Here is a 24,149-nt window from a genome sequence, read left to right as displayed (position 1 = left end):
GTGTCCGGCGCGCCGTTGAAGCCGATGCTCGCGATGACCGGGCAGCTCCCGGCCGGCGCCGGCTGGGCGTTCGAGTTCAAGTGGGACGGCATCCGCGCGCTCGCCGACATCTCCCACGGCGACCGGCACTTCTACGCCCGGTCCGGCGTCGAGATCACCACCGCGTACCCGGAACTGCTCAACCTGGCCGAGCAGGTCGACGACGCGCTGCTCGACGGCGAGGTGGTCCTCTTCACCGACGGCCAGCCCTCGTTCACCGCGCTGGCCGAGCGGATGCACGTGCGCAACGCGGCGAAGGCGGCCCGGCTGGCGGCGAGCGTACCGGTCACGTACATGATCTTCGACCTGTTGCGGCTGCGCGGCCGGGACCTGACCGCGCTGCCCTACCACCAGCGGCGGGCCGAGCTGGAGGCGCTCGGGCTCGGCGCCGCCCGGTGGGCGGTCCCGCCGGCCTTCGGCGACGGCCCGGCCACCTACCAGGCGGCGGGGGAGCACGGCCTGGAGGGGGTGATGGCCAAGCGGGTCGACTCGGCCTACCGGCCGGGGGTCCGCTCGCCGGACTGGGTGAAGGTCAAGCTGGAGGTCACCGGGGACTTCGTGGTGGGTGGCTGGCGACCCGGCGCGCGCAAGATCGGCGGGCTGCTGGTCGGGGTGCCCGCGCCGGACGGCCGGCTGGTCTACCGGGGGCGGGTCGGCGGCGGGATCGGCGCGGCCATCGAGCGGGAGCTGCTGCGCGAGCTGGAGCCGCTGCGCGCCGGCGGGTCGCCGTTCGCCGGGGACGTGCCGCGCGAGGATGCCCGGGGGGCGATCTGGGTAACGCCCCGGGTGGTGGTGGAGGTGAAGTACGGGCAGCGCACCCCCGACGGGCGGCTGCGTTTCCCGCGGATCCTGCGACTGCGCCCGGACAAACCGGCGGAGGAGGTCGTCGACGGTGCCTGAGCGGTTGAAGGTGGAGGTCGAGGGGCGCGGGTTGGAGCTGTCCAACCTGGACAAGGTGCTCTATCCGAAGGCCGGCTTCACCAAGGGCGAGGTGATCGACTACTACACCCGGATCGCCCCGGTGCTGCTGCCGCACCTGAGGGACCGGCCGCTGACCCGGATCCGGTTTCCGAACGGCACCGACGGCGGGTCGTTCTTCGAGAAGAACGCCCCGGCCGCGACCCCCAGATGGGTACGCACCGAGACGCTGCCCGCCCCCGGCTCCACCAAGGGCCGGGAGACCATCGACTACGTGGTCTGCGACGAGCTGCCCACCCTGGTCTGGCTGGCCAACCTCGCCGCCCTGGAGCTGCACACGCCGCAGTGGAAGGTCGGCGCGCACCCGGACCTGATGGTGGTCGACCTGGACCCGGGCGCCCCGGCGGCGCTGCGGCAGTGCTGCCAGGTGGCCCTGCTGATGCGGGACCGGCTGGCGCTCGACGGCATCGACTCCTACCCGAAGACGTCGGGCAAGAAGGGGATGCAGCTCTGCTGCCCGATCGCGGGGACGCAGGACGCCGACGACGTCTCGGCGTACGCGAAGCGGATCGCGCAGGAGCTGGAGCAGGAACACCCGAAGCTGATCGTGTCGAAGATGGCGAAGAACCTGCGGCCGGGGAAGGTCTTCATCGACTGGAGCCAGAACAACGCGGCGAAGACGACGGTGGCGCCGTACTCGCTGCGGGCGCAGGCGGTGCCGTCGGTCTCCACCCCGTTGACCTGGGACGAGGTCTCCGCCGGGGCGGCCGGCAAGCGGCCGGCGACAAAGCCGTACACGGCCGGTGAGGTGCTCAAGCGGGTGGCGGCCGACGGTGACCTCCTGGCCCCGCTGCTGGCCGGCGGTCCGGAGCTGCCCGCCGGCTGAGCCGGGCGGTGGTCGAACCCGGATGGCTTAGGCTCGGCGGATGGCCGTTCATCCGCCCGCGCCCGTGCCGGCCGCCGCGCCGACCGGCACCGACGAGCCGCTGCTGACCTACGTCGACGACGCCACCGGCGAGCGCACCGCGCTGACCGCGCCGCAGCTCGGCGAGTGGGCGGCCCGCAGCGCCGCGCTGCTGCGGGACGGCTGCGGCCTCGGTCCCGGCAGTCGGGTGGCGGTGCTGCTGCCGCCGCACTGGCGTACCGCCGCGATCCTGGTCGGCGCCTGGTCGGTCGGGATGGCCGTGTCGTTCCGGCCGCGGGCCACCGCCGGGTTGCCGGTGCTCGAACCGGGCGCCGACCGGCCGTACGACGCGGTGTTCGTGACCCCGCAGCGGCTGGACGACTGGCTGGAGGACGTGCCCGACGGGGTGCACCGCTACCTGGTCGGCACCCGGCCGGGGCCGCTGGCCGAGGTGCCGGTGGGCTGGCTGGACTGGTCGACGGAGGTGCTCCGGCACGCCGACACCCCGCCCGACCACGCCGCCGTCGATCCGGCCGGTCCGGCCACCCCGGACGGCACCAGCTACGGCGCCTGGCGGCGGCTCGCCGGGGAGGTGGCCGCGCAGCTCGACCTGCGGCCCGGCGACCGGCTGCTGGTCGACGCCGCCGAGCACGAGCAGCCGCTGAAGTGGCTGCTCGCCCCGCTCGCCGCGGGTGCCTCGGTGGTCGTCTGCGCCGGCCTCGACCGGAGCCGCCGGGACGCGCTGGCCGCCACCGAGCGGATCACCCGCGTCCTCTGATCACTGCTGCCCGCCGGGACTGCTGCCCGCCGGGGCTGCTGCCCGCCGGGGCTGCTGCCCGCGCGGCGGAGGGGTGGGTCGACCATCGATGGATGGTGGGTAGAGTGTCCGGCTGTCCGGTAATTGATCTTCAAGGAGGCCGGCGATCGTGGCCGACAGGTCGACCACTCCGTCCGCCGAAGGCCGCCCGATCTGGCTGATCACGGTCTGCGGGCTGGGGCTGACGTCGATGATCTGCGCGCTGATCTTCTCCCGGGGGCTCGGCCGAGCACCGGAGGCCGCGGAGCCGGCGGCGGCCGGCACGTCCCTTCCGGCGGTGCTGGACGTCCCAGTGGAGAGGCAGGAGACCCCGTCGCCGCCGGCAGCCTCCGCCACGCCGAGCAGCTCCGCCGCCGCGCCCACCGGCACCCCGTCGGTCACGCGCACCCCCACCCCGTCCGGAACGGCCGCCGCCACCGGGTCGGCCGCCGCCACCGGCAGGCCCACCGCCAGGCCCAGCGTGACCCGGTCGGCCACCTCGACCGCCAAGCCGACGCCGTCGCCGACGCCGGCGCCGGGTCCGGTCCTGCTCGGGCCGGCGGACGGGCCGGGCGTGACCGGCCTGGTCCAGCGGTACTGCGAACGGCACGGCGGCGGCTCGGCGAGTGCCCAGCGCGACGGCGGGTGGCGGTGCACCCGCTTCCTCTCCAGCTCCACCGTCGAGATGGACGTGGCCTGCCAGGAGGCGTACGAGCCGGACGCGTTCGCGCGCACGTCGGACGCGGGCGATCCGTACGCCTGGCGGTGCTATCGCTGACCCACCCGGACCTGCCTGGGCGGCGTGGCCCGGCGCGGCCCGGCGCGGCGCGGCGCGGCCCGGCCCGGCTTGGGATGGTTGGTCGGGAGGCTACCAACTTGATGACGTGAACGAATCAGTCCGAGCAGGCGCTCCCGCGCCGCAGGTGGCTGACCTGCGGGAGCCGAATTCCTGCGGGCGCCGTTGACGGGCGGGTGATTCGTTCACGTCATCAAGTTCGTAGTCTCCGCACGGCACCTCGCCCGTCGGCGGCCTTTCGCGCCCGGCGCGGACACCGAGCTGGCAGCACGGGGGCAGTCGCGGGGTCGGTACCGGGGCGGCGTGGGGCCGGCCAAGGGGGGCTGTTGCCGAGGCCAGCGGCGTGTTCTGATACCGGGACGAGGATGTCACCGACCCTCGTCGCGGCGGCCCGGAGCATCCCCTCGGCCGCCTACCCCCAATGCGTGAAAGGTGTAACCATGCGCAGAAAACCCGCGTACCAACTGGCGGTGCTGACCGCCGCCGCAGCCACGTTCCTGACGGCCGGTGGGACGTACGGGGCGGTGGGCGCGTCGGCCTCCGCGACCGCCTCGCCCGGTGTCGAGGCGTGTGCGCCCGGAGCTGAGGCGCACACCGTGGCCCGGGTCAAGGAGGGCGCCACCGCCCAGGAGCCGGAGCTGTACTCGAAGAACGAGGCGAACGCGTACGGCGTACTCAAGGACGCCCCGCGCCTGCCCAACGGCAGCGTCACCGTCCCCACCGTGTTCCACATGGTCTCCGACCACCCGCTCACCGCGGCCGAGACGACCCGGTGGAACACGCTGATCGCGGCGCAGATGAAGGTGCTCAACGACTCCTTCTCCGGCAAGACGGCGGCGGACGCCTCCGACACCCCGTTCCGGTTCGACCTGGTCGACACCACCTGGACGGTGAACAGCGCCTGGTACACGGTCGTGCCGGGCAAGAACGAGCGGGACATGAAGAAGGCGCTGTACACCGGCGACGCCCGCACCCTCAACGTGTACGCGGCGAACATCGGCGGCGGCCTGCTCGGCTGGGCGTACTTCCCGAAGGGTTACAACAACGGCCGCGACTTCATCGACGGCGTGGTGATGCTCGACGAGTCGATGCCGGGCGGCACGGCCGGCAAGTACGCCGAGGGTGACACGCTGACCCACGAGGTCGGGCACTGGCTGATGCTGGAGCACACCTTCGCGCACGGCTGCTCCGCCTCCGGCGACTTCGTCGCGGACACCCCGCGTGAGGCGCACCCGCAGTTCAACTGCCCGGTCGGCGCGGACAGCTGCACCGCGCCGGGCCTGGACCCGATCCACAACTTCATGGACTACACGCAGGACTCCTGCATGAACATGTTCACCCCGGGCCAGGCGGAGCGGATGAGCGACGCCTGGGTCGCCTTCCGCGCCGGCGGCGGCAAGCAGTAAGCGAGCCACTGCGGCGCAGGTGACGGGGTTGACGGGCCACTGCCCGTCAACCCCGTCGGCGTCAGGGCCGCCGCTCAGTCGAACGCGGCGGCGAACATGCCGGGCTGGTAGGAACCGCCCTTCTGGTGCACGATCACCGCGAGCCGGTTGGCCGCGTTGATCAGCGCGACCAGGCAGACCAGCGCGGCGACCTGGTCGTCGTCGTAGTGCTTGCGCACCTGCGCCCACGTCTCGTCGGAGACCCCCTGGGCGGCGTCGGCGAGCCGGGTGCCCTCCTCGGCGAGCGCCAGCGCGGCCTGCTCCGCCTCGGTGAAGACCGTCGACTCGCGCCAGGCGGCGACCAGGTGCAGACGGACCGGGTCCTCGCCGCCGGCCACCGCCTCCTTGACGTGCATGTCGATGCACCAGCCGCAGCCGTTGAGCTGGCTGGCCCGCAGCGACACCAGCTCCTGCGTCGACTTCGGCAGCGGCGACTGCTGGATCGCCAGCCCGGCGTTGGCGAACCGCTTGAAGAACTTCATGGCGGTCTCGTTGTCGAACATGTTGAATCGGGCGTCCATGATCCGTCCCTTACTCGTGGTGGCCTGGAACGAACACGAGATGCCGGCGGCCCGACCGCTGTGACGGCACGCTGGACGTGACGCCCGCCACCGCCACCCGCTGTCACAGATCCGCCGTACCCGGCATCTGATGGGGTCGAGAGCGAACGGGAGGCACCCATGGACCCGGCCACCGAGGCGTTCCTGCGCCACCGCAACCTGCTCTTCACCGTCGCGTACGAAATGCTCGGCTCGGCCGCCGACGCGGAGGACGTCCTCCAGGAGACCTGGTTGCGGTGGTCGGGGGTCGACCTCGACGAGGTACGCGACCAGCGCGCCTACCTGGTCCGCATCGCCACCCGGCAGGCGCTGAGCCGGCTGCGGACGCTGGGCCGCCGCAAGGAGTCGTACGTCGGCTCCTGGCTGCCGGAGCCGCTGCTCACCACCCCCGACGTGGCCGACGACGTGGCCCTGGCCGACAGCGTCTCGATGGCGATGCTGCTGGTGCTGGAGACCCTCGCGCCGATCGAGCGGGCAGTGTTTGTGCTGCGCGAGGTGTTCGACGTCGGATACGACGAGATCGCCGAGGCGGTCGACAAGAGCCAACCGGCCGTACGCCAGATCGCCCACCGGGCCCGCCAGCACGTCGCGGCCCGCCGGCCCCGGCAGGTGGTGTCCCCCGCCGAGACCCGGGACGCGCTGGACGCGTTCCGGCGGGCGGTGGAGACCGGCGACCTGCAAAGCCTGCTCGACATCCTCGCCGGGGACGCCGTCCTGCTGGCCGACGGCGGCGGGATCAAGCAGGCGGTGCCGCGGCCCATCGTCGGCGGCGACAAGGTGGCCCGCCTGCTGACCGCCGGCTGGGGCCGGGTCGGCGACCGGGCGTCGATCGAGCCGGCCGAGGTCAACGGCCACCCGGCGCTGATCGTCCGGCTCGATGGGGAACTGGACACGGTCTTCGCGGTGCACCTGGCCGGGGGCCGCATCACCGGCCTGTACGCCGTCCGCAACCCGGAGAAGCTCTCCCACATGGGCCAGGAGACCCTGCTGCGCCGCTGACCCGGCGCGCGTCGTGCCCTCCGCGCAAGATCGCGCTCGCTCTTCGGGCGAGGTCGCGCTCGCTCTCCGCGCGAGGCCGCGCCCGCTCTTCGCGCAAGATCGTGCTCGAACAGGGAAGTAGTGGCCTTCCAGGCGCTCGGAGGCCACTATTTCCTGGATCGAGCGCGATCTTGCCGGGCGTCGCTGGGTCAGCGGCGGCCGAGCCAGGGAGCGCGACGAGCGCACGTCGTGGTGTGGTCCGCCGGCAACGCGCACCGGCCCCGGCCGTCGGGCAACGGCCGATCGCAGAACACCCAATGGCGTACGCACTGCTGGTCCTCGGCCGACACGGTCACCCCGCCCGGCTCGACCCGGGCGCTGAGCTGCGCCAGGACCCGCGCGGCGGTACGCGCGAAGATCCGCGCCCGGTGCAGGTCCGGCGCGGTGACCCCCAGGTGGATCACCCAACGCTCGGTCATCGGTAGCGACGGTTCGCCGGCTGGGCGCTCTGCCAGTCCCGCAGGGCGTTCTTGATGCGTACGTTCTCCTCCTGCACCGCGACCAGGGCGGTCTGCGCGACGGCCAGGTCGTCGGCGACCCGGTGCAGGAAGGCGCGGATCTCGGCCGGGTCGAGACCGTGCCGGCGGACGTTGAAGCAGCGCTCCCGCACCTGCCAGGGACGGAGTGGGGCTCTGTTCGTCGCGCTCGTCGGTGCTGGTTGCGGCGCGTCGGGCCGGCGGGTCAGCCGGCGGAGCAGGTTGCGCACGAGGTGACCGCCCTTCGTGGAGGTCGCGGATTGGGGGAGGTCTCCGCCGCTGCGACCGGCGGAGACCGCCCCTTGCTGCCGCCCGGTGGGCAGGGCGGCAGGGCCGCGCCGGGGGAGCGCGGAGGGTGTGGTCTCGACGGCGATGAGACCGGTACGAGAGGCGCCAACCGACCGCAGCAGCACCGCATCACCGAGAGCGACGGTACCGGCACCTATCACCTCTATCAAAGCTCTCTTACCTGTCGAATCTCGCTGCGGCTCCCGCCTGCTGCTCCTACGTCAGTTATTGCCGCTGTTTCACCTGTTGCTCGAAACTGGGAGGGCCAACCGACTGCAAGGGGCCTCCACGTGCCGATTCCGCCGACCATGAACGAGTTGATCAAGGATCTGCTGAGGCGGATCGATGAGGGCGAGTTCCGGCCCGGGTCGCAGATTCCGTCCACACAGCAGCTGTCCGACCACTATGACGTGTCGGTGTCGACGATTCACCGGGCGGTGGCGACGCTCCGGGAGCAGGGTGTGTTGGTCGGGCGGCCAGGTCGCGGCGTCTTCGTCGCGGAGTCGACCCAGCGCTGAGTGTGACGAGGTGAACCGTCCCGCCTGACCGCCGGGCGACGACAGCGGGGGAGCGAAAACGGGTACGCGGGACGTCGCCACCCTTCTATATGCTCTGCCACCTCGATGGCGATGCACGCCATCGCGTGGGGAGAGTGGATACGTCCGTGCGCGTACGAAAAATGCTGGCCGCGTCACTAGGGATCATGGTGGGCGCCGGCCTGGTCGGCGTCACCGCCGTGCCGGCACAGGCATACGAGGACCGAGACGTGAGCAGGTCCGGCTGGGCCTACACCGACTCCCAACAGCCGAACCGGTCGTTCGTCAACCCTACTGGTGACGCGCCGATCGGCGCCTGGGCGGATGCCGCCGGCATCAAGCACAAGTCCCGGTCCTACTTCACCTTTGACATCTCGCGCTTCGGTGGCGCCGTCATCCACAAGGCGGATCTGGTCATCGCGGAGCGGTCGGCGGCCGACTGCGCGTCGGCCCAGCCGGTGGAGCTGTGGCGCACCGACCCGATCAAGCCGACCACCAGCTGGGAGTCCGCGCCACGTCACCGTGAGCTGCTCGGCACCGTCCAGGCCGGCGGGGAGGCGACCTGCCCAGGATATCTGACCTGGGACATCATGCCGGCGCTCCAGAAGCTGGCCAATCGGAAGGAGTCGACCCTCACCGTTGAGGTCCGGGTGCCGCACGGGTACGAAGGCAAGCTCTCCCACGGCCGCAAGCTGCGACCGACCCCGCTCATCCACGTTGAGGCCAACCACGCGCCCACGGTCACCCGGATCGGGCTGGAGATCCCCTCCTGGGCGTGCGGCACCACGGAGAAGCCGCAACCCGTCGGGCCGCGCAACTACAACCTGATGATCAGCGGGGCGGACGCTGATATCACCGATCCCACCCTCAACGGTCAGTTCGCCGTCTGGCCTGTCGGCCAGGAGGACCAGCGTTCCGAGCAGTTCGGGCCGAGCTACGGCGGCGGCACCGTCTCCAAGCTCGACTGGGACATGTCGCGGTACCCGGACGGCACCGTGGTGGCCTGGACCGCCCGCGCCTACGACGGGTACGACTACTCCGCGTGGGCCAAGACTTGCTACGTGCGGATCGACGCGCAGCGGCCGGCCACCCCCGTGGTCACCTCGGCGAGGTACCCGGCGGACGGCCAACCGCATGGTGGCACCGGAGTGCCGGGCACGTTCACCTTCTCCGCGAACGGTTCGCCGGACGTGGTGGGCTACTACTGGGGACGCTACGGCCAGACGTACAACTACCTTCCCGCACCCGCACCGGGCGCGGACGCCACGCTGGAATTCACGCCGGCCTCGTTCTTCGAGTCGCTGAGCGTGCGCAGTGTGGACGCCGCGTCCAACTCCTCCGAAGTGACCAGCTACGAGTTCCGCGTCAACTCGACGGCACCGCAGGTGCGGGTGACGGTGGGTGGGGTCGGCCTGCCCAGCCGGCTGGCGATCTCGACAAACATCGAAGGGGTCACCGAGTTCGGCTACACGATCGGTGACGGCGACGAGGTCCGCGTGCCCGCCGACACCGACGGCACGACGGACGTTCCGGTGGTCTTCACGGCGACCGGCACCACCAGACTCCAGGTGCGCAGCTACTCCGGTAGCGAGTTCGTCGGCGCGTACACGCAGAACGTCCTGGTCGACGACACCCCGGTCGTGGAGTCGGCCGACTTCGCGTTCCCGGACCACGACGGCGTGGTGGACCGTCCGGGCAGCTTCACCTTCCGGCCCGGCCGCACCGGCGTGGTCGCCTACGAGTACGCGTTCCGGTACGACGAGATGCAGCGCGTCGACGCGGCGGCGGACGGCAGCGCGGTGCTGCGCTGGACGCCGACCGAGCCGGGCTGGCACACGCTGAACGTGCGCAGCATCAGTGCCGACGGCACCGTCTCGGAAGTCGAGCAATACCAGTTCAGCGTCACCGATCCCAAGCCGATCGTCTACTCCAACACCTACAACGAGTACGGCGCGTCCGGCGGCGTGGGCATCGCCGGTGAGTTCGGCTTCGACACCGCGATGCCGGACGTGGACGTCTACCTCTATCGGCTCAACGACGGGCCCGAGCAGACCGTCGACCCGGACTACAGCTCGGCCCGGGTGACGCTGACGCCGGACCGCGCGGGCCGCAACACCCTGACGGTGCGTACGCGTTTCCTGGACGGCTCCTTCTCGCCGACGCGCACCTACACCTTCGAGGTCAGCGACGCGCCGGTGGTGACGTCCGGCGACTACCCCCAGAACGGTGAGGGTGGCCAGCCCGGCCAGGCGGGCCGGTTCACCTTCAAACCGGGCCGCTCCGACGTGGCGGAGTACCGCTACACGCTGGAGTACAGCGGCGAGGAGCAGGTGGTGGCCGCCGGCGCGGACGGCACGGCCACCGTCGAGATCACTCCGACCCATCCCGGGTACACGCTGTTGACGGTCACCAGCCGGGCGGCCGACGGCACGGCCAGCGCCGAGCGGCAGTACTACTTCCGGGTCCGCGACCCGCACGTCAGCGTCTACAGCGGGTACGACGAGTACAGCCCGCGTGGTGGGATCGGCGCGGTCGGCACGTTCCGGGTCTCCACCGAGATCAGCGAGGTGATGACCTTCGAGTACCAGCTCAACGGCGGTGCCTGGCAGAGCGTGCCGAAGGCCACCGACTCAACGGTGACCGACATCTCGATGACCATGGACCGCAACGGCGCGAACGTCTTCTCGGTGCGGGGCCGCACCGCGGCGGGCGAGTACACGCCGCAGACGGACTACCCGTTCCTGGTCGGCACGGCACCGCTGGTCTCGTCGGACACCTACCCGGCCGGTCAGTGGGCCGGTGGCGTCGGCGTGCCCGGGGACTTCACCTTTGCCCAGGGCACGCCGGGCGTGGTGGAGTTCGAGTACACGGTCGAGGGCGGGGAGCCGGCGACGGTGGCGGCGAACGCCGCCGGGGTCGCCACCGTGACCTGGACGCCGACCTCGGTCAGCTCGCACACCATGACGGTGCGGGGACGCACCGCCGACGGGGTGTGGACCGACCCGACGAGCTACTACTTCCTGGTCGACTTCTCCTGACCGGCCGCTGACCCGGTGGGCCGCCTCGTTCGGGGCGGCCCACCGGGTCACGTGGGCGAGCGTGGCTCAAGCGGCGGCGACCCCGTGTTCCTGCTTGACTGCGACCTTCCCGCCCTTGCGGATCTTGCCGGCACCGCCCGCCGCGCCCTTCTTGGGCGCCAGCTGCGACACGCGCTGCGGGGAAATGCCGAGGAGCGCACCCGCGTCCCTGACCGTGTAGCCCTTGGCCAGGAGTGCGCGGGCGGCGGCGACGGTCGCCTCTTCGGCGGACTCTTCGGCCTTACGCAGTGCGCTGCGCGCCTTGCGGGCGCGGGTCACCTCTTGTGGCAGGTCGGGTTGCACATCCACGTCGAAACTGTCGGGCTTCACGTCGAGCATGAGCGCGATGGCTTCACGTGCCATCCCGTCGACCTGGTCGAGACGGCGAGCCTGCGAGAAAACACCCTTGATCTCTGGCACGGTGATCGCCCACCAGTCACCCGAGCGCACGCACCTCGCGGTGTATTTCATCGAAGCCGGCCCCCTTCTACCTCAACCCCAGGCTGCGCAGGATACCTCGCGCTGTCAGCTCGTTGATCTCCTTGTGTCGCGGTACCACCACGTTCTGCTGGCCGTACCTGTAGATCGTGTGGCTGCCGCCTTCGCGGACCTTTTCAAAGGTCACGCCCGCATCGGCAGCCGCCTTGCTGATCTGGTTGATTAGGTCGACCCGCTTCACCCGGCAAGTCTAGGATACTAGATGCAACAAGTAGAGCACCCTAGACTTGAGTGTCGCCCGCCCGCAGGCTCAAGGAGGCACGGTGCAGCCCGGTGCCCGTCCCGAGATCACCCACTACACGTACCGCGTCACCTGGTCCACCGATGACCGGGAGTTCGTCGCGACCTGCGCCGAATTCCCCTCCCTCTCCTGGCTGGCACCCTCGCAGATCGAGGCGCTGCACGGGCTCGAAGCCATGTTGAGCGGCGTGACTGCCGACATTCAGGAGCCGGGCGAGCAGGTGCCCCACCGCTGATTCGTTTACGACATCAAGTTGGTAGGCAACGAAACAGCCCCCAGTCCGGGCGCTGACCTGGTGGGCTGCCGCCATGTGGGGGCGAACCGCCGGCGCTCGCCCAGCCCAGCCGGCCCAGCCCAGCCCGGCCGGCGCTGAACGCCTGCGGCGCGCGCAGATCCGGCCCTGCATGCGGGATGTGGCGGTGTCAGGCGACCCGGCCACCGTCACATCCCGCAAACCGGCCCATCAAGACGCGCGTCAGTCGAAGGACGGCAGCGACGGCCCGAGCACGTCGTCGGCGTCAACGATCGTGTACGCGTACCCCTGCTCCGCCAGGAAGCGCTGCCTATGCGCCGCGTACTCGGTGTCGATCGTGTCCCGGGAGACGACCGTGTAGAAGTGTGCCTGCCGCCCGTCGGCCTTCGGCCGCAGCACCCGCCCGAGCCGCTGGGCCTCCTCCTGCCGTGACCCGAACGTGCCGGACACCTGGATCGCCACCGCCGCCTCCGGCAGGTCGATCGAGAAGTTCCCGACCTTCGAGATGACGAGGGTCCGCACCTCACCGGACCGGAACGCGTCGAAGAGCCGCTCGCGCTCCTTGTTCGTCGTCGACCCCTGCACGATCGGCGCGTCCAGATACTCGCCGAGCTGGTGCAACTGGTCGAGGAAACCACCGATCACGAGCACCTGCTCGGAAGGATGCCGCTCCACGAGAGCACGCACCACCGGTAGCTTGGTCCGGGCCGTCGCCGCCATCCGGTAGCGCTCCTCGGCCTCCGCCGTCGCGTACGACATCCGCTCCGCGTCGGTGAGCGTCACCCGGACCTCGGTGCACTCGGCGGGGGCGATCCAGCCCTGCTGCTCGATGTCCTTCCACGGCGCGTCGTACCGCTTCGGGCCGATCAGGGAGAACACGTCGCCCTCCCTGCCGTCCTCGCGTACCAGGGTGGCGGTGAGGCCCAGCCGGCGGCGGGCCTGGAGGTCCGCGGTGAAGCGGAAGATCGGCGCGGGCAGCAGGTGCACCTCGTCATAGACGACCAGGCCCCAGTCGCGGGCGCCGAACAGGTCCAGGTGGGTGAACGCGCCGCCGCGCCGCGAGGTGAGCACCTGGTACGTGGCGATGGTGACCGGCCGGATCTCCTTGCGCTCGCCCGAGTATTCGCCGATCTCCTCCTCGGTCAGCGAGGTGCGGGCGATCAGCTCCCGCTTCCACTGCCGGCCCGCCACCGTGTTCGTCACCAGGATCAGCGTGGTGGCCTTCGCCTCGGCCATCGCCGCCGCCCCGACCAGCGTCTTGCCGGCGCCGCAGGGCAGCACCACCACGCCCGACCCGCCGGCCCAGAACGCTTCCACCGCCTCCCGCTGGTAGGACCGCAGGGTGAACGGCTTGCCGCCGTCCTTGCCGGCCTCGGCCAGCTCGATCGGGTGCGCCTCGCCGTCGACGTAACCGGCCAGGTCCTCCGCCGGCCAGCCCAGCTTCAGCAGCGCCTGCTTCAACCGGCCGCGCTCCGACGGGTGCACCTGGATGGTGTCGTCGTCGATCTTGTTGCCGAGCATGCCGGCGAGCTTCTTGCTCTTCGCCACCTCGACCAGCACCACCCGGTCCAGGGCGCGCAGCACCAGGCCGTGCGCCGGGTCGTTGGCGAGCTGGAGCCGGCCGTACCGGTCCATGGTCTCGGCCACGTCGACCAGCAGCGCGTGCGGCACCGGGTAGCGGGAATACTTGATCAGGGAGTCGACCACGCCCTCGGCGTCGTGGCCGGCGGCCCGGGCGTTCCACAGCCCCAGCGGGGTCAGCCGGTAGGTGTGCACGTGCTCGGGGGAGCGCTCCAGCTCGGCGAAGGGCGCGATGGCCATCCGGCACGCCTGCGCGTCGGGGTGGTCGATCTCCAGCAGCAGGGTCTTGTCCGACTGCACGATCAGTGGTCCACCGCTCACGCCAGTGTCCTCTCCCTCACCCGGGCCGGCCCCACGGGTGCAGGGTGAACCTGCCCGAGGCCGACCATCCAGTGTTGCACGCGCGCCAACCGACCCGAGAAAAATGCCCGCCGGACGCAACCGGCACGGCATTCAGAAACGTCTTGCAGAGGGGCGGATGTGTCGGTCGTGGGTGAGGCGCCGGCACCGTCCCCGGCCAGGGGAGGTTCGCCGGTCGGAGCCCGGCGGGCGCGCGTTCGAGGCATCGGGGGCGAGCGCGCGGCGGGGCTCGCCGGCGGACCGTCGCCCTTCTCACTCTGGTGATCAGGTGTCACTCTGGAACCTGGGGCACGATCCACGGGGTGGGGAGGCACGGCATGACCGTCGAGCGGGAGGTGCTCTCCGACAGCGAGCAGCCGGCAGAGGTGCCCACGGCCGTCCTGGTCGGGTACGTGCTCGCCGGGGTCGGTGTCTTCGGCTGGTTCCTTTTCGGCTGGCTGGTGCAGCAACAGGGCTTCATCGCCTCGGTCGGCGAGTCGGCCGGCGCCGCGTTCGCGCTGCTGCTCGGCGTCTCGGTGATCGCCTCGATCCGGCGCGGCGGACGCTGACCAGCGGTCAGTCCTCCAGCACCGCGGCGGTGATCCGGTGCAGGGCGAAGGTGTGCAGCATCTCCGTGCGCTCGTCCTCCGCCCGCAGGTAGCCGGCGCCCATCGACACCGGCCGGACCAGCCGGGACGCGGTCGCCCCGTGCGCGTCGACGTAACCGACCCAGACCAGCGCCTTGTCCCGCACCGCCTGCTGGAGCACGGCCAGGGCCTCGGAATGACCGTGCACCGGGGCCGGCCCGCTGGGCGGGGCGCCGCGCACCACGGCCGGCGCCCGCCGGGCCGCCCGCGCCGCCGCGTCGCCGCGCCGGATCTGCTCCACCACGCCCAGCAGCCGCGGCATCGGCAGCCGCGGCGTCGCCAGCGGGTCCACCGCCCGGGTCGACACCGGCGTCCGGGCCGGCGCCCGCCGGATCTTCGGCCGGGTCAGCACCGTCGCGCCGCCGGCATCCTCCGGCACCGGCGCGTACCCGGCGTCGCGCAGCGCGACAAGCATCCGGTTGACCTGGTACGGCGTCATCAGCACCGTCGGGGCCAGCCGGCGGAACGCCAGCGACTCCAGCCGCCGGTCCGCCAGCACCTCGGTGAGCAGCGCCTCGTCGTCGCTGCGCACGTACCCGCCGGCCGAGCCGACCCGCAGCCCGCCGTGCTTGCGGGCCACGTCGTCCACCAGATAGGCCAGGCCCTGCGGCACCGGGGTGCGGGACCGGCGGCGGAACAGCGCGTGCAGGTCGTCCGCCGAGTAGCCGGCGTCCAAGGCCCGCCGCACGCTGGCCGGGGTCACCCGGTAGACGCTCGCCCCGCCCGCCGACTCGTGCTCGGCCACCACGTCCAGCTCACCGGCCAACGCCGGGTCGGGCGGACCGGGCACCACCACCGTCAGGTCGGCCTGCACCAACACGTGATCCACCGGGGCGGGCAGCAGCGCGTCCAGGGCGCGTACCGCCGTGGACGGGTCGCCCGACTCCGCCTCGGAGAGCAGCCCCAGCGGGTCGCCCCCGGCCCGCTCGTCGGCCTCGGTGACGTCGGCCAGCAGCAGCCGCCCGTACGAGGTGAGCGCGCCCAGGCCGGTCACCCCGAGCTGGGCGGCCTCGGCCAGCACCTCCCGGTGCGCCGCCTCCCGCCCCCGGGCCCGCCGCGGCGCCCGCCACTCCAGGAGGGCCAGCGTCTCGTCCGGGGTGGGCGCGGTGGCCGGCTCCAGGTCGGCCAGCACCCCGAGCACCGCCCGGCGGGACGCGGGCGCCCCGGCCCGTTCCGCCTCGGCGGAGAGCACCGGGATCGGCCGGTCCCGGTCGTCGCGCTGCCCCACCAGGCCCGGCTGCCGGGTCATGGTCAGCCACGCCCGGGCCAGCTGCTCCCAGCGCTGGGCCAGCGACAGCGCCCGCCACACCTCGTACCCGCCGGTGGGCAGCACCTGCTGGTCACCGCCGTAGCGGGCGGTCGCGGAACCGGTCAGGTCCAGCTCGCCGAGCAGGCCCGCCGCGTACGCCACCTCGAACAGCAGCGCGGTGGTCGGATCGTCCAGCCCGAGCACCCGGGCCAGCCGGCGCAGGTCACGCACCCCGACGCCGCCCGAGCGGAGCACCGGCGCGGGCTCGGCGGCCAGGGTCTCCAGCAGCGCCTCGGTGTGCCGGACCACCTCCATGGTCTGCCCGGCCCCCGCCGAGTCGACGGCCTTCGCCTCCCGCGGCGGGCCGGACACCGGGGGCGGGGTGGTGCTGATCGGGCCGAGCGGGCCGGTCTCCCGGCGCAGCAGCAGGCCCACCTCGCGGGGCAGTTCCACCGTGCCGCCGCCCTTGCCGCTGGACACCCGCACCAGCAGCCGGTGCTCGACCAGCCAGCGGACCGGGGAGCCGGTGGGCGCGCCGCCGTTGGTGACATCCGGCGGCAACGCGTCCTCCGCCCCGACGGCGGGGGCCTGCAACGACCCCGGGGGCACGCTGCCCACCGGCGGCCCGGCCGCGAGCCGGTCCAGGACCGCCCGGGCCGAGGCGGGAGCGGCGAGCAGCGTACGCCGCAGCTTCGCCGGGTCCGCGCAGACGGCGGCCGAGCGCGGGTCCAGCTCCGCCGCCGGTCGGCCCAGCCCCGCCGGGTACGGGGACACCTCGTCGACGCCCCCCACCACCCGCAGCTCGTGCTCCGGGCCGTACAGCAGGAAGAGCGCGCGCAGCCGGCCCAGCGCGCCGCGGATCGCGGCCGGGGCCGGCGGGCGGGCCCCGCCACCCGCCATCGCGAGGATCGCCTCGGCGGTGGTGGTGCCGGCGTCCGGATCGCGGGTCAGCCGCGCGGCGTCCAGGATCTGAAGGGTGAACTGGTCCAGCCCGTCCAGGGCACGCGCCACGGAGACCCGGGACTGGGCCCGGATGGCCAGCGCGGAGACGTCGGCGGGCACCGGCACGACGAGATCCGGCCGCAGCTGGAGCAGCGCGGCCAGCGAGTCGTCGGGCAGGGACCGCAGGTGGTCGGCGAGTGAGGTGGTCATCGTCGTTCCACGCTAGCCCGCAGGGGCGACGTCCCGCCGCTCGGACGTCCGGCTCGGTCCGGGTTGGGCGGGTACGTTCGCCACATGCCCCCACTGATGGTCGGTTTCGACCTCGACATGACCCTGGTCGACTCGCGTCCCGGCATCGCCGCCGCGTACCGGGCGCTGACCGCCCGCACCGGCGTGCCCGTGGACGCCGACCTGGCGGTGTCCCGGCTCGGGCCGCCGCTGCGCACCGAGATCGCCCACTGGTTCCCGCCGGAGCGGGTCGAGGAGGCGGTCCGCGCGTACCGCGAGCTCTACCCGGCGTACGCGATCACGCCGACGCTGCCGATGCCCGGCGCGGTCGAGGCGATCGCCGCGGTGCACGAGCGCGGCGGCCGGGTCATGGTGGTCACCTCGAAGATCGGCCGGCTGGCGAAGCTGCACCTGGACCACCTGGGCCTGGCGGTGGACGAGCTGGCCGGCGACCTGTTCGCCGAGGAGAAGGCGACCGCGCTGCGGGAGCACGGGGCGACCCTGTACGTCGGGGACCACGTGGCCGACATGGCGGCGGCCGGCGCGGCCGGGATCCCCGGGATCGGGGTGGCGACCGGCCCCTGCGCGGGCGACGAACTGCGGGCCGCCGGGGCGCGGCTGGTGCTCGATGATCTCGTCGGATTCCCAGCGGCACTCGACCGGATCATCCGGCTAGCCTTGGAGCAGTAGTCGTTCGAGCGAAGCAGGGGTTCTCAGGTGCCTACGGGTCGAGTGAAGTGGTACGACACGGCCAAGGGATACGGGTTCGTCACCAGTGACGAGGGTGGCGACGTGTTCCTGCCCAAGGCCGCGCTGCCGGCGGGTGTCACCGACCTCAAGGGTGGTCAGCGGATCGAGTTCGGTGTGGTGGAGAGCCGGCGAGGTTCCCAGGCGATGAGCGTACGGCTGCTGGAGGCGCCGCCGTCGGTGGCCGAGGCGCGCCGGCGACCCGCCGACGAGCTGCACGGCCTGGTCGAAGACATGATCAAGGTGTTGGAGGCGAAGGTCCAGCCGGACCTGCGTCGCGGCCGGTTCCCGGACCGGAAGACCGCGCAGAAGGTCGCTCAGCTGGTCCACGCGGTGGCGCGCGAGCTGGAGGTCTGAGGGACGAGCCCGGCGTCGGCGGCCCGGCCCAGCAGCGCCTCCACGGCGGCGAAGCCGGCCTCTCCCAGGTCGGCGGTGAACTCGTTGACGTAGAGGCCGATGTGCCGGTCCACCACGTCGGGCTCCATCTCCTGGGCGTGCGTGAGCACGTACTCCCGGCTGGCCCCAGGGTCGGCCCACGCCTGCCGGACGGACTCCCGGATCCAGCCGGCGGCCGCCACCGGGTCGACCGCGCCCTTGCGGGCCAGGATCGCGCCGAGCGGGATCGGCAGCCCGGTGTCGCCCTCCCACCACTCGCCGAGGTCGACCAGGGCGGTCAGCCCGTGCCGCGGGTAGGTGAACCGCGCCTCGTGGATCACCAGCCCCGCGTCGTACCGGCCGGCGGCCACCCCCGGCATGATCTCGTGGAACGGCACCACCTCGATCCGCGCCGGCGGCCGGTCCGCCGCCCAGAGCCGGAACAGCAGGTACGCCGTGGTCCGCTCGCCCGGCACCGCCACCGTCGCGCCGGACAGGTCGGTCCGGTCGCCGCGGGTGAGCACCAGCGGGCCGCAGCCCCGGCCCAGCGCCCCGCCGCAGGGCAGCAGGTGGTAGTCGTCCAGCAGCCAGGGCAGCGCCGCGTAGCTCACCTTGACCAGGTCGAACGCCCCCCGCTCGGCGGCGGTGTTGGTGACGTCCACGTCGGCGTAGGTGACCTCCACCGCCGGCGCGCCGGGCACCCGCCCGTGCACCAGGGCGTCGAAGACGAACGTGTCGTTCGGGCAGGGCGAGATCGCGAGGGAGAGCGCCACGACCCCACCGTAGCCCCGCCCCCGCCCCTGGCTCCGCCCCGCCCACCGACCGTGACCCACGCCTCCGCCGGCGGTCCGCGCTGCCGCTGGCCGTCTTCGCTGCTGCCTGTTGGCCTGCGGTGGTGGTGGGCGTGCGGTGGTGGTGGGCGTGCGGTGGTGGTGGGCCTGGGCCGATGGTTGGGGCCGGTGGTTGGGGCCGGTGGTTGGCCTGGGCCGGTGGTCGGGTGGCGGTGGCGGCTGGTTGCTGATCCGGCACCGGTCGATCGCCTGCCGGCGGGTGCTGGTGTCGGAGGCGATGGCCCGGACGAACCGGAACGAGGTGTGGGGCCAGCTGCCTCGGCGGGTCGTCCCGGGGCCACCGGGGGCCGTTTCAATGCCTACCAACTTGATGTCACAGACGAATCAGGGCGGGGACGGATTGCGGGATGTCGGGGTTTCATTCCCGGTATTTGATTCGTTTACGTCATCAAGTTGGTAGGCGCTGAAACGCACCCGCCGTCCCCAGGCCCACCGCTTTTCCACAGGGTTTTCCACAGGCGGACGATGGCTGTTGAGCGGGGCGCCGGTAGGGCAGACGATGTGGGGCATGACCAAGTCGGGGGAGGTGGCATGGTTGGGCGCCACGTCGAAGGAGGTGGCCGGGCTGGGCGCCACGTCGAAGGAGGCGGTGGGCCTGGGCGCCACGTCGGGGGAGATGGCCGGCCTGGGCGCCACGTCGGGGGAGGCGATCGACCTGGGCGCGACGCTGCGGGCGTTGCGCCGCCGGGCCGACCTGAGCCAGCGCGAGCTGGCCGCACGGTCCGGGATCCCGCAGGGGACCATCGCCCGGATCGAGTCGGGGCAGGCGACCGACCCGCGCTTCCGCACCGTCGAACGACTCGCACGGGCCGTGAACGCCCAGCTGACCGTCTCGCTGCCGGCAGGTGACACCTCGGCCGGTGACGCCCCAGCCGGTGACACCTCGGCCGGTGACACCTCGGCCGGTGACAACCCGGCCGGCGACGCCCCGGCCGGTGACAACCCGGCCGGTGACACTCCAGCCGGCGTCGGCTCGGCCGCGCTGGCGGTCGGGGCCGACGGCCCACGGGACGCGGCCGGGCGGCACTGCCCGGCGCACCTCGACGGGCGGGAGGTCCGCGAACCACGGGACTGGCCGGGCGCGTGGTGGGCCGGCTGGTACGACCTGCCCGAGCCGCTCTGGCCCCTCAAGCTGCCGGCCGCGACGTGGCGGCTGGACCGGCGCGAGCGGGATCGCCGACGCCGGGGCGCGGCAGTGCGCCGCCGGGTGCAGATCCGCCGCCCGGCCTGCCGTCGACGTCGTGGCGGTTAGTCGCGGAACTGCCCAACGGCGAGCTGGTCGGCGAGCTGCGGGCCCACGAGCGCAGCCTCGACCTGGCGCTCGGGTACGACCTGGGTGGGCAACGGGAGATCGTGCTGGACGGCGTGCTGGTCGCCGCCGAACACCGGTGGCTCGGCATCGGCCGGCGGCTGCTGGGGGCCCTGGCGGACGAGATGCGCCGGGCCGGTGTGGTGGAGGCGCGGGCGGTCGCCGAGTGGGGCAGCGGGTTCCTCTACGCCTGTGGCTGGGAGCAGGAGGCTTCGCGGCCGATCGCCTTCCGGCTCGCGCTGCCGAAGGATCAGCTCAGTGCAGTGCCTGGGCGGCCTCGGTGAGGGCGGCGATGGCCTCCCGCATTCGCCAGGCGTCCCGGTCCCGGGGGCCGATCGGGTTGGAGATCGTCCTCAGCTCACCGAAGGGCAGCCCGGCCTGCATGGCGGCGACCGCCACGCCGTACCCCTCCATGGCCTCGGCCACCGCGTCGGGGTGACGGACGGCGAGGGCCTGGGTGCTGGCGGCGGTGCCGGTGACGGTGCCGACGGTCAGTACCGCGCCCACGATCGCCGCCGGTAGCGCCTGCCGCAGCTCGGCCAGCAGCGCTGCGTCGGCGTCCACCGACGGGCCGCCGCCCAGCCACTCCGGTGGCATGCCCAGCTCGTCGACCGGGATGAAGCCCTCCGGCGACTCGGCGCCCAGGTCTGCGGCGACGCTGCGGGTGCCCAGCACCGTGCCGCCGACGGGCACCCGGTCGGCGAAGCCGCCGCCCACGCCGGCGCTGAGCACCGCCCGGAACGGGTGGCCGGCCGCCTCGGCCAGGGTGAGCAGTCGGGCGGTGGCCGCGGCGGCCACGGCCGGCCCCACCCCGACCGGGCGCACGGTCACCGTCGGGTCGGTGAGCCCGGCCCGGACCGCCTCGGCCTCCACCGGCACGGCGGTCACCACCAGCAGTCTCGTCACGACACCGGTCCGGGTGAGCCGCGCCGTTCCTCGTCGTCCGCCCCGCCGGCCCGGGGCACCGCCGACGACGGCCGGTAGACGTGGTAGCCGGGCGGGGCCAGCCCGTCGTAGCCGGTGGGGGCCGGCGAGGTGGGCGCCGCCCGACGGGCGGCCTCGGTGGCGTCGTCGGTCTCGTCCGCGGGATACCTGTCGTCGGGTTCGCCGGCACGAGGGTCACGGCCGGCGACGCCGCTGCGGCGGGCATTGCCGGGCTCGGTGGTCTCGGCGCGGTCGGCGCCGGTCGGCTGATCCTGTTCGGCGTCCTGTTCGGCGTGGCGGTCCCGCTCCGCGCGCCGGTCCTGCTCGGCGAGGCGGTCCTGCTCGTCGTCGTCGAGGGGGCGACCGACCAGGCGTTCGGCGCGGAGCCGGCGGGCGACCAGGAGGCCGCGGAGGGCGGCGAGGACCGCGACCCCGGCCGCGACGAGGACGCCGACCCGGCCGGCGAACGGGACCAGGCCCAGCGCGCCGCCGGCCACGAAGGCGAGCATCAGCGCCGTCTCGGAATGGGCGAAGGAACTGGCCCGCAGCCGCTCCGGGATGCGCTCCTGGATCGAGGCGTCCACGGTCAGCTTGGCGATCCCGCTGAACAGGGCGGTCACCAGGCAGAGCACCGCCACCATGGGCAGCGAGAACTTCAGCGTGGCGAGCACGCCCACCCCGGCCACGATGATCAACGCGCTGGACTGGATGGCGACCGGGCGGTGGATGCGCAGCCGGGTGCCGATCGCGGTGGCCAGGAAGCCGCCCACCGCCAGCGCCCCGCCGACCACGCCCAGCGCGACCTGCGGGCCGAGCTCCCGGCCCCAGAAGACCGTGGTCAGGTCGCCGGCCTTGATCGCGAAGGCGAGGAAGAGCAGCAGGAAGCCGTACATGCCGCGCAGGGTGGCGGAGCCGATCAGGGTGGCGATCACCAGCCGGCCGGCGGGGCGGCCCCGGCCCAGTGGCCGTTCCCGGTCCCGGCCGCGCAGCGCGCGCAGCGGCTGGGGCACCCGCTCCGGCGGCTCCGAGTCCGCCTTCGGCGGCAGCCGCAGCGCGATCACCATGCCGACCAGGAAGATCACCGAGGCGACCCGCAGCGGCCACTGCGGGCCGAACCAGAAGGCGGCCAGGCCGAGCGGCGCCATCAGCGCGCCCGCCACCGTCCCGTAGACGCTGGCCCGCGCGCCTACCTGGGACAGGCCGATGCCCTCGGGCAGCAGCCGGGGCACCGCCGCGGACCGGGCCACCCCGTACGCCCGGGACAGCGCCAGCACCCCGAAGGCGGCCGGGTACAGGCCGAAGCTGTCCAGATAGTCGGAGATCAGCCAGGCCAGGAAGGCCCGGCCGAGCATGGTGGCCGCCAGCGCGTACCGGCGGCCGTGCCGGAAGTGGTCGAGCAGCGGGCCGACCACCGGCGCCAGCATGGCGAACGGCACCATCGTCACCAGCAGGTAGAGCGCCACCTTGTTGCGCGCCTCGCCGAGCGGCACGTCGAAGAAGATCGTGCCGGCCAGCCCGATCGCGATGAGCGTGTCGCCGGCGCAGGAGAGCGCGTGCAGGTCGAAGAGGCGGACCATGCCGACCTCGTTGCCGGCGCTGCGGGCCCGGGCCGAGCCGGCCCGCCGGGTCATCCACCGGCCGCCGCTGACCGAGCCGCGCAACAGCAGGCGTACGGCCCGGATGCCGGTGCCCACGGTCCGCCCGAGTGCGGATCGCTCGGGGCGGGAGAACAGCGGCATGTGTTCCATCCTCGCCCATCCGATCCGGGAACGCCGCAGCACCGGCGCAGAAGCCTCCCGGGGAGTCCCTCTGTCGGGCTCCGCCGGGCATGGGGAACAATGGACCGGTGACCAGGCCCGCCTCCACCCGCGCCCGTCTCGACCAGGTGTGCGCCGCTGCCGTCGAGGTGGCCCGCGCCGCGATCACCGACGTGGAGCCCGCCGACGTCGGCGACCACCTCCAGGCCGTGGCCGAGGGGGACCGCCTCGTCACCCACTACTTCGAGTGCCGGCTGGCCGGCTACCGCGGCTGGCGCTGGGCGGTCACCGTGACCCGGGTGCCGCGCAGCCGCACGGTCACCATCTGCGAGACGGTCCTGCTACCCGGCCCCGACGCGATGCTCGCCCCGGGCTGGGTGCCCTGGCAGGAGCGGCTCAAGCCGGGCGACCTGGGCCCGGGCGACCTGCTGGTCACCCCCGCCGACGACGACCGGCTCGCCCCCGGCTACCTGCTCTCCGACGACCCGGCGGTCGAGGAGACCGCCTGGGAGCTGGGCCTGGGCCGGCCCCGGGTGATGTCCCGGGAGGGGCGGGCCGAGGCGGCCCAGCGCTGGTACGACGGCGACCACGGCCCCGCCGCGCCGATCTCGACCGCGGCGCCCGCCGCCGCCCGCTGCGGCACCTGCGGCTTCTATCTGCCGCTGGCCGGTCAGCTGCGGCAGGCGTTCGGGGCCTGCGGCAACTTCTACGCCCCCGACGACGGCCGGGTGGTCAGCGCCGACCACGGGTGCGGCGCCCACTCGGAGACGCTGACCGAGACGCCGGAGACGCCGGTCGACGAGTTGCCGACGGTCTACGACGACAGCGCGGTCGAGGCGGTCACGGTGAGCCGGGCTCCCGGGTCCGTCGAGTCGGCCGAGCCGGCGGAGCCGTACGGTCACCCGTGACGTCGGTGGTCCGGGCCGCGCGGGGCCGGCGGAGCTGAGTCGGTGCCGGCCGGGGTGGCGCGAGCCGCGCTGAGTCGGTGCCGGCCGGGGTGGCGCGAGCCGCGCTGAGTCGAGTCGGTGCCGGCCGGGGTGGCGCGGGCCGGCGGAGCTGAGTCAGCTCTGGCCGGCGGCGGCCCGGCGGCGACGCCGGTGGGCGTCGTGGCGCATCATTGTCGCGAGACCGGGGAAGCCCCACAGAAAACCGGCCAGGCAGGTCCAGAGCCAGTTCTGGTGGCCGTTCGCGGTCAGCCAGTCGCGGAAGAAGAGCAGCAGGACCAGCCCGGCCACCGCCCAGGCGACCAGCCCGACGACGGCGAACGGCACCATCGGCGGGTCGAGCGGCTCCGGCCGCGGCGGCTGCTGCTGAGGCACGGACAAAAGCGTACGC

27 protein-coding genes are annotated in these 24,149 nt (G+C 73.2%); 15 read left to right on the top strand and 12 right to left on the bottom strand.

Features of this window, described 5'->3' with window-relative positions; translation table 11 throughout:
- From ligD (K7640_RS08090) to K7640_RS08080, 3 genes are read left to right on the top strand one after another with little or no spacing between them, the layout of a single operon-like run.
- A complete protein-coding gene (gene ligD / locus K7640_RS08090) occupies nucleotides 1-939 on the top strand; it encodes a non-homologous end-joining DNA ligase (RefSeq protein ID WP_222954343.1) in 939 nt (312 codons plus the stop codon).
- Nucleotides 932-1,843 (top strand): non-homologous end-joining DNA ligase, encoded by a 912-nt coding sequence (gene ligD, locus K7640_RS08085; protein WP_222954083.1) that lies wholly within the window; start codon nucleotides 932-934, stop codon nucleotides 1,841-1,843. Before ligD (K7640_RS08090) ends, ligD (K7640_RS08085) begins: the two co-directional genes overlap by 8 nt.
- A gap of 40 nt (nucleotides 1,844-1,883) precedes the next feature.
- Nucleotides 1,884-2,639 carry a TIGR03089 family protein gene (locus tag K7640_RS08080; protein WP_222954082.1) on the top strand — a complete coding sequence of 252 codons (756 nt, stop codon included), beginning with the start codon at nucleotides 1,884-1,886 and terminating at the stop codon, nucleotides 2,637-2,639.
- Here the strand turns inward: K7640_RS08080 and K7640_RS08075 are convergent, their stop codons facing one another.
- The gene (locus K7640_RS08075) at nucleotides 2,640-3,167 is read right to left on the bottom strand and encodes a hypothetical protein (RefSeq protein WP_222954081.1); all 528 of its coding nucleotides are present in this window, start codon (nucleotides 3,165-3,167) and stop codon (nucleotides 2,640-2,642) included.
- A 64-nt stretch (nucleotides 3,168-3,231) separates the two neighbouring features.
- Between K7640_RS08075 and K7640_RS08070 the strand changes: the two genes are divergently transcribed.
- Nucleotides 3,232-3,435, top strand: a complete 204-nt coding sequence (locus tag K7640_RS08070) for a hypothetical protein (RefSeq protein ID WP_222954080.1) — start codon at nucleotides 3,232-3,234, stop codon at nucleotides 3,433-3,435.
- 458 nt (nucleotides 3,436-3,893) lie between these two features.
- Entirely contained in the window at nucleotides 3,894-4,859 is a 966-nt protein-coding gene (locus K7640_RS08065) for a zinc metalloprotease (RefSeq protein WP_222954079.1), read from the top strand.
- Nucleotides 4,860-4,933: 74 nt separating this feature from the next.
- Here K7640_RS08065 and K7640_RS08060 read toward each other — a convergent pair whose 3' ends face one another.
- Nucleotides 4,934-5,419: a carboxymuconolactone decarboxylase family protein gene (locus K7640_RS08060; RefSeq protein ID WP_222954078.1), complete on the bottom strand. Its 486-nt coding sequence runs from the start codon at nucleotides 5,417-5,419 to the stop codon at nucleotides 4,934-4,936.
- Between the two features lie 159 nt (nucleotides 5,420-5,578).
- Here K7640_RS08060 and K7640_RS08055 point away from each other — a divergent pair, with 159 nt between their 5' ends.
- Nucleotides 5,579-6,457 carry an RNA polymerase sigma-70 factor gene (locus tag K7640_RS08055; protein ID WP_222954077.1) on the top strand — a complete coding sequence of 293 codons (879 nt, stop codon included), beginning with the start codon at nucleotides 5,579-5,581 and terminating at the stop codon, nucleotides 6,455-6,457.
- 188 nt (nucleotides 6,458-6,645) lie between these two features.
- Here the strand turns inward: K7640_RS08055 and K7640_RS08050 are convergent, their stop codons facing one another.
- Nucleotides 6,646-6,915: a hypothetical protein gene (locus tag K7640_RS08050; protein WP_222954076.1), complete on the bottom strand. Its 270-nt coding sequence runs from the start codon at nucleotides 6,913-6,915 to the stop codon at nucleotides 6,646-6,648.
- Entirely contained in the window at nucleotides 6,912-7,202 is a 291-nt protein-coding gene (locus K7640_RS08045; RefSeq protein ID WP_222954075.1) for a DivIVA domain-containing protein, read from the bottom strand. The genes K7640_RS08050 and K7640_RS08045 overlap by 4 nt, the downstream gene beginning before the upstream one ends.
- Before the next feature lie 348 nt (nucleotides 7,203-7,550).
- Between K7640_RS08045 and K7640_RS08040 the strand changes: the two genes are divergently transcribed.
- Both K7640_RS08040 and K7640_RS08035 read left to right on the top strand, forming a co-directional pair.
- The gene (locus K7640_RS08040) at nucleotides 7,551-7,778 is read left to right on the top strand and encodes a winged helix-turn-helix domain-containing protein (protein ID WP_222954074.1); all 228 of its coding nucleotides are present in this window, start codon (nucleotides 7,551-7,553) and stop codon (nucleotides 7,776-7,778) included.
- A 146-nt stretch (nucleotides 7,779-7,924) separates the two neighbouring features.
- On the top strand, nucleotides 7,925-10,834 hold the full coding sequence (locus K7640_RS08035) for a hypothetical protein (protein ID WP_222954073.1): 2,910 nt from the start codon (nucleotides 7,925-7,927) through the stop codon (nucleotides 10,832-10,834).
- A gap of 66 nt (nucleotides 10,835-10,900) precedes the next feature.
- On the opposite strand, the gene K7640_RS08030 is transcribed toward K7640_RS08035, so the two are convergent.
- Nucleotides 10,901-11,344 (bottom strand): type II toxin-antitoxin system HicB family antitoxin, encoded by a 444-nt coding sequence (locus K7640_RS08030; protein ID WP_222954072.1) that lies wholly within the window; start codon nucleotides 11,342-11,344, stop codon nucleotides 10,901-10,903.
- Between the two features lie 16 nt (nucleotides 11,345-11,360).
- The gene (locus tag K7640_RS30760; protein ID WP_222954071.1) at nucleotides 11,361-11,552 is read right to left on the bottom strand and encodes a type II toxin-antitoxin system HicA family toxin; all 192 of its coding nucleotides are present in this window, start codon (nucleotides 11,550-11,552) and stop codon (nucleotides 11,361-11,363) included.
- An 82-nt stretch (nucleotides 11,553-11,634) separates the two neighbouring features.
- On the opposite strand from K7640_RS30760, the gene K7640_RS08020 reads away from it, so the two are divergent.
- Nucleotides 11,635-11,847, top strand: a complete 213-nt coding sequence (locus K7640_RS08020; RefSeq protein ID WP_255608377.1) for a hypothetical protein — start codon at nucleotides 11,635-11,637, stop codon at nucleotides 11,845-11,847.
- Between the two features lie 240 nt (nucleotides 11,848-12,087).
- Here K7640_RS08020 and K7640_RS08015 read toward each other — a convergent pair whose 3' ends face one another.
- The gene (locus K7640_RS08015) at nucleotides 12,088-13,767 is read right to left on the bottom strand and encodes a DNA repair helicase XPB (protein WP_222954070.1); all 1,680 of its coding nucleotides are present in this window, start codon (nucleotides 13,765-13,767) and stop codon (nucleotides 12,088-12,090) included.
- A 356-nt stretch (nucleotides 13,768-14,123) separates the two neighbouring features.
- On the opposite strand from K7640_RS08015, the gene K7640_RS08010 reads away from it, so the two are divergent.
- Nucleotides 14,124-14,354 carry a hypothetical protein gene (locus K7640_RS08010; protein WP_222954069.1) on the top strand — a complete coding sequence of 77 codons (231 nt, stop codon included), beginning with the start codon at nucleotides 14,124-14,126 and terminating at the stop codon, nucleotides 14,352-14,354.
- 7 nt (nucleotides 14,355-14,361) lie between these two features.
- On the opposite strand, the gene K7640_RS08005 is transcribed toward K7640_RS08010, so the two are convergent.
- Nucleotides 14,362-16,833, bottom strand: coding sequence for a helicase-associated domain-containing protein (locus tag K7640_RS08005; RefSeq protein ID WP_222954068.1), 2,472 nt, complete (start codon nucleotides 16,831-16,833; stop codon nucleotides 14,362-14,364).
- A gap of 84 nt (nucleotides 16,834-16,917) precedes the next feature.
- On the opposite strand from K7640_RS08005, the gene K7640_RS08000 reads away from it, so the two are divergent.
- Together K7640_RS08000 and K7640_RS07995 are read left to right on the top strand one after the other, a co-directional pair.
- Nucleotides 16,918-17,541 carry an HAD family hydrolase gene (locus tag K7640_RS08000; RefSeq protein WP_222954067.1) on the top strand — a complete coding sequence of 208 codons (624 nt, stop codon included), beginning with the start codon at nucleotides 16,918-16,920 and terminating at the stop codon, nucleotides 17,539-17,541.
- Nucleotides 17,542-17,568: 27 nt separating this feature from the next.
- On the top strand, nucleotides 17,569-17,955 hold the full coding sequence (locus tag K7640_RS07995) for a cold-shock protein (protein ID WP_222954066.1): 387 nt from the start codon (nucleotides 17,569-17,571) through the stop codon (nucleotides 17,953-17,955).
- Here the strand turns inward: K7640_RS07995 and K7640_RS07990 are convergent.
- Nucleotides 17,916-18,746 (bottom strand): 1,4-dihydroxy-6-naphthoate synthase, encoded by an 831-nt coding sequence (locus K7640_RS07990; RefSeq protein ID WP_222954065.1) that lies wholly within the window; start codon nucleotides 18,744-18,746, stop codon nucleotides 17,916-17,918. The genes K7640_RS07995 and K7640_RS07990 overlap by 40 nt on opposite strands.
- 586 nt (nucleotides 18,747-19,332) lie before the next feature.
- Between K7640_RS07990 and K7640_RS07985 the strand changes: the two genes are divergently transcribed.
- The gene (locus K7640_RS07985; protein WP_255608373.1) at nucleotides 19,333-20,076 is read left to right on the top strand and encodes a helix-turn-helix domain-containing protein; all 744 of its coding nucleotides are present in this window, start codon (nucleotides 19,333-19,335) and stop codon (nucleotides 20,074-20,076) included.
- Nucleotides 19,971-20,417 (top strand): GNAT family N-acetyltransferase, encoded by a 447-nt coding sequence (locus tag K7640_RS30755; protein ID WP_222954064.1) that lies wholly within the window; start codon nucleotides 19,971-19,973, stop codon nucleotides 20,415-20,417. Before K7640_RS07985 ends, K7640_RS30755 begins: the two co-directional genes overlap by 106 nt.
- Here the strand turns inward: K7640_RS30755 and K7640_RS07975 are convergent.
- Both K7640_RS07975 and K7640_RS07970 read right to left on the bottom strand, forming a co-directional pair.
- Nucleotides 20,389-21,039 (bottom strand): futalosine hydrolase, encoded by a 651-nt coding sequence (locus K7640_RS07975; protein ID WP_222954063.1) that lies wholly within the window; start codon nucleotides 21,037-21,039, stop codon nucleotides 20,389-20,391. The two genes, K7640_RS30755 and K7640_RS07975, sit on opposite strands and share 29 nt — an antisense overlap.
- Nucleotides 21,036-22,796 (bottom strand): MFS transporter, encoded by a 1,761-nt coding sequence (locus K7640_RS07970; protein WP_255608371.1) that lies wholly within the window; start codon nucleotides 22,794-22,796, stop codon nucleotides 21,036-21,038. Before K7640_RS07970 ends, K7640_RS07975 begins: the two co-directional genes overlap by 4 nt.
- 89 nt (nucleotides 22,797-22,885) lie before the next feature.
- Here K7640_RS07970 and K7640_RS07965 point away from each other — a divergent pair, with 89 nt between their 5' ends.
- Nucleotides 22,886-23,722 carry a DUF3027 domain-containing protein gene (locus K7640_RS07965; protein ID WP_222954062.1) on the top strand — a complete coding sequence of 279 codons (837 nt, stop codon included), beginning with the start codon at nucleotides 22,886-22,888 and terminating at the stop codon, nucleotides 23,720-23,722.
- A 153-nt stretch (nucleotides 23,723-23,875) separates the two neighbouring features.
- On the opposite strand, the gene K7640_RS07960 is transcribed toward K7640_RS07965, so the two are convergent.
- Nucleotides 23,876-24,133 carry a DUF2530 domain-containing protein gene (locus K7640_RS07960; protein WP_222954061.1) on the bottom strand — a complete coding sequence of 86 codons (258 nt, stop codon included), beginning with the start codon at nucleotides 24,131-24,133 and terminating at the stop codon, nucleotides 23,876-23,878.
- Nucleotides 24,134-24,149 lie beyond the last annotated feature (16 nt).

Source organism: Micromonospora sp. PLK6-60 (assembly GCF_019890675.1).
GTDB lineage: Bacteria > Actinomycetota > Actinomycetes > Mycobacteriales > Micromonosporaceae > Micromonospora.
Note: the sequence above shows the minus strand (reverse complement) of the source record. Positions and strands in the feature narration are given on the sequence as shown.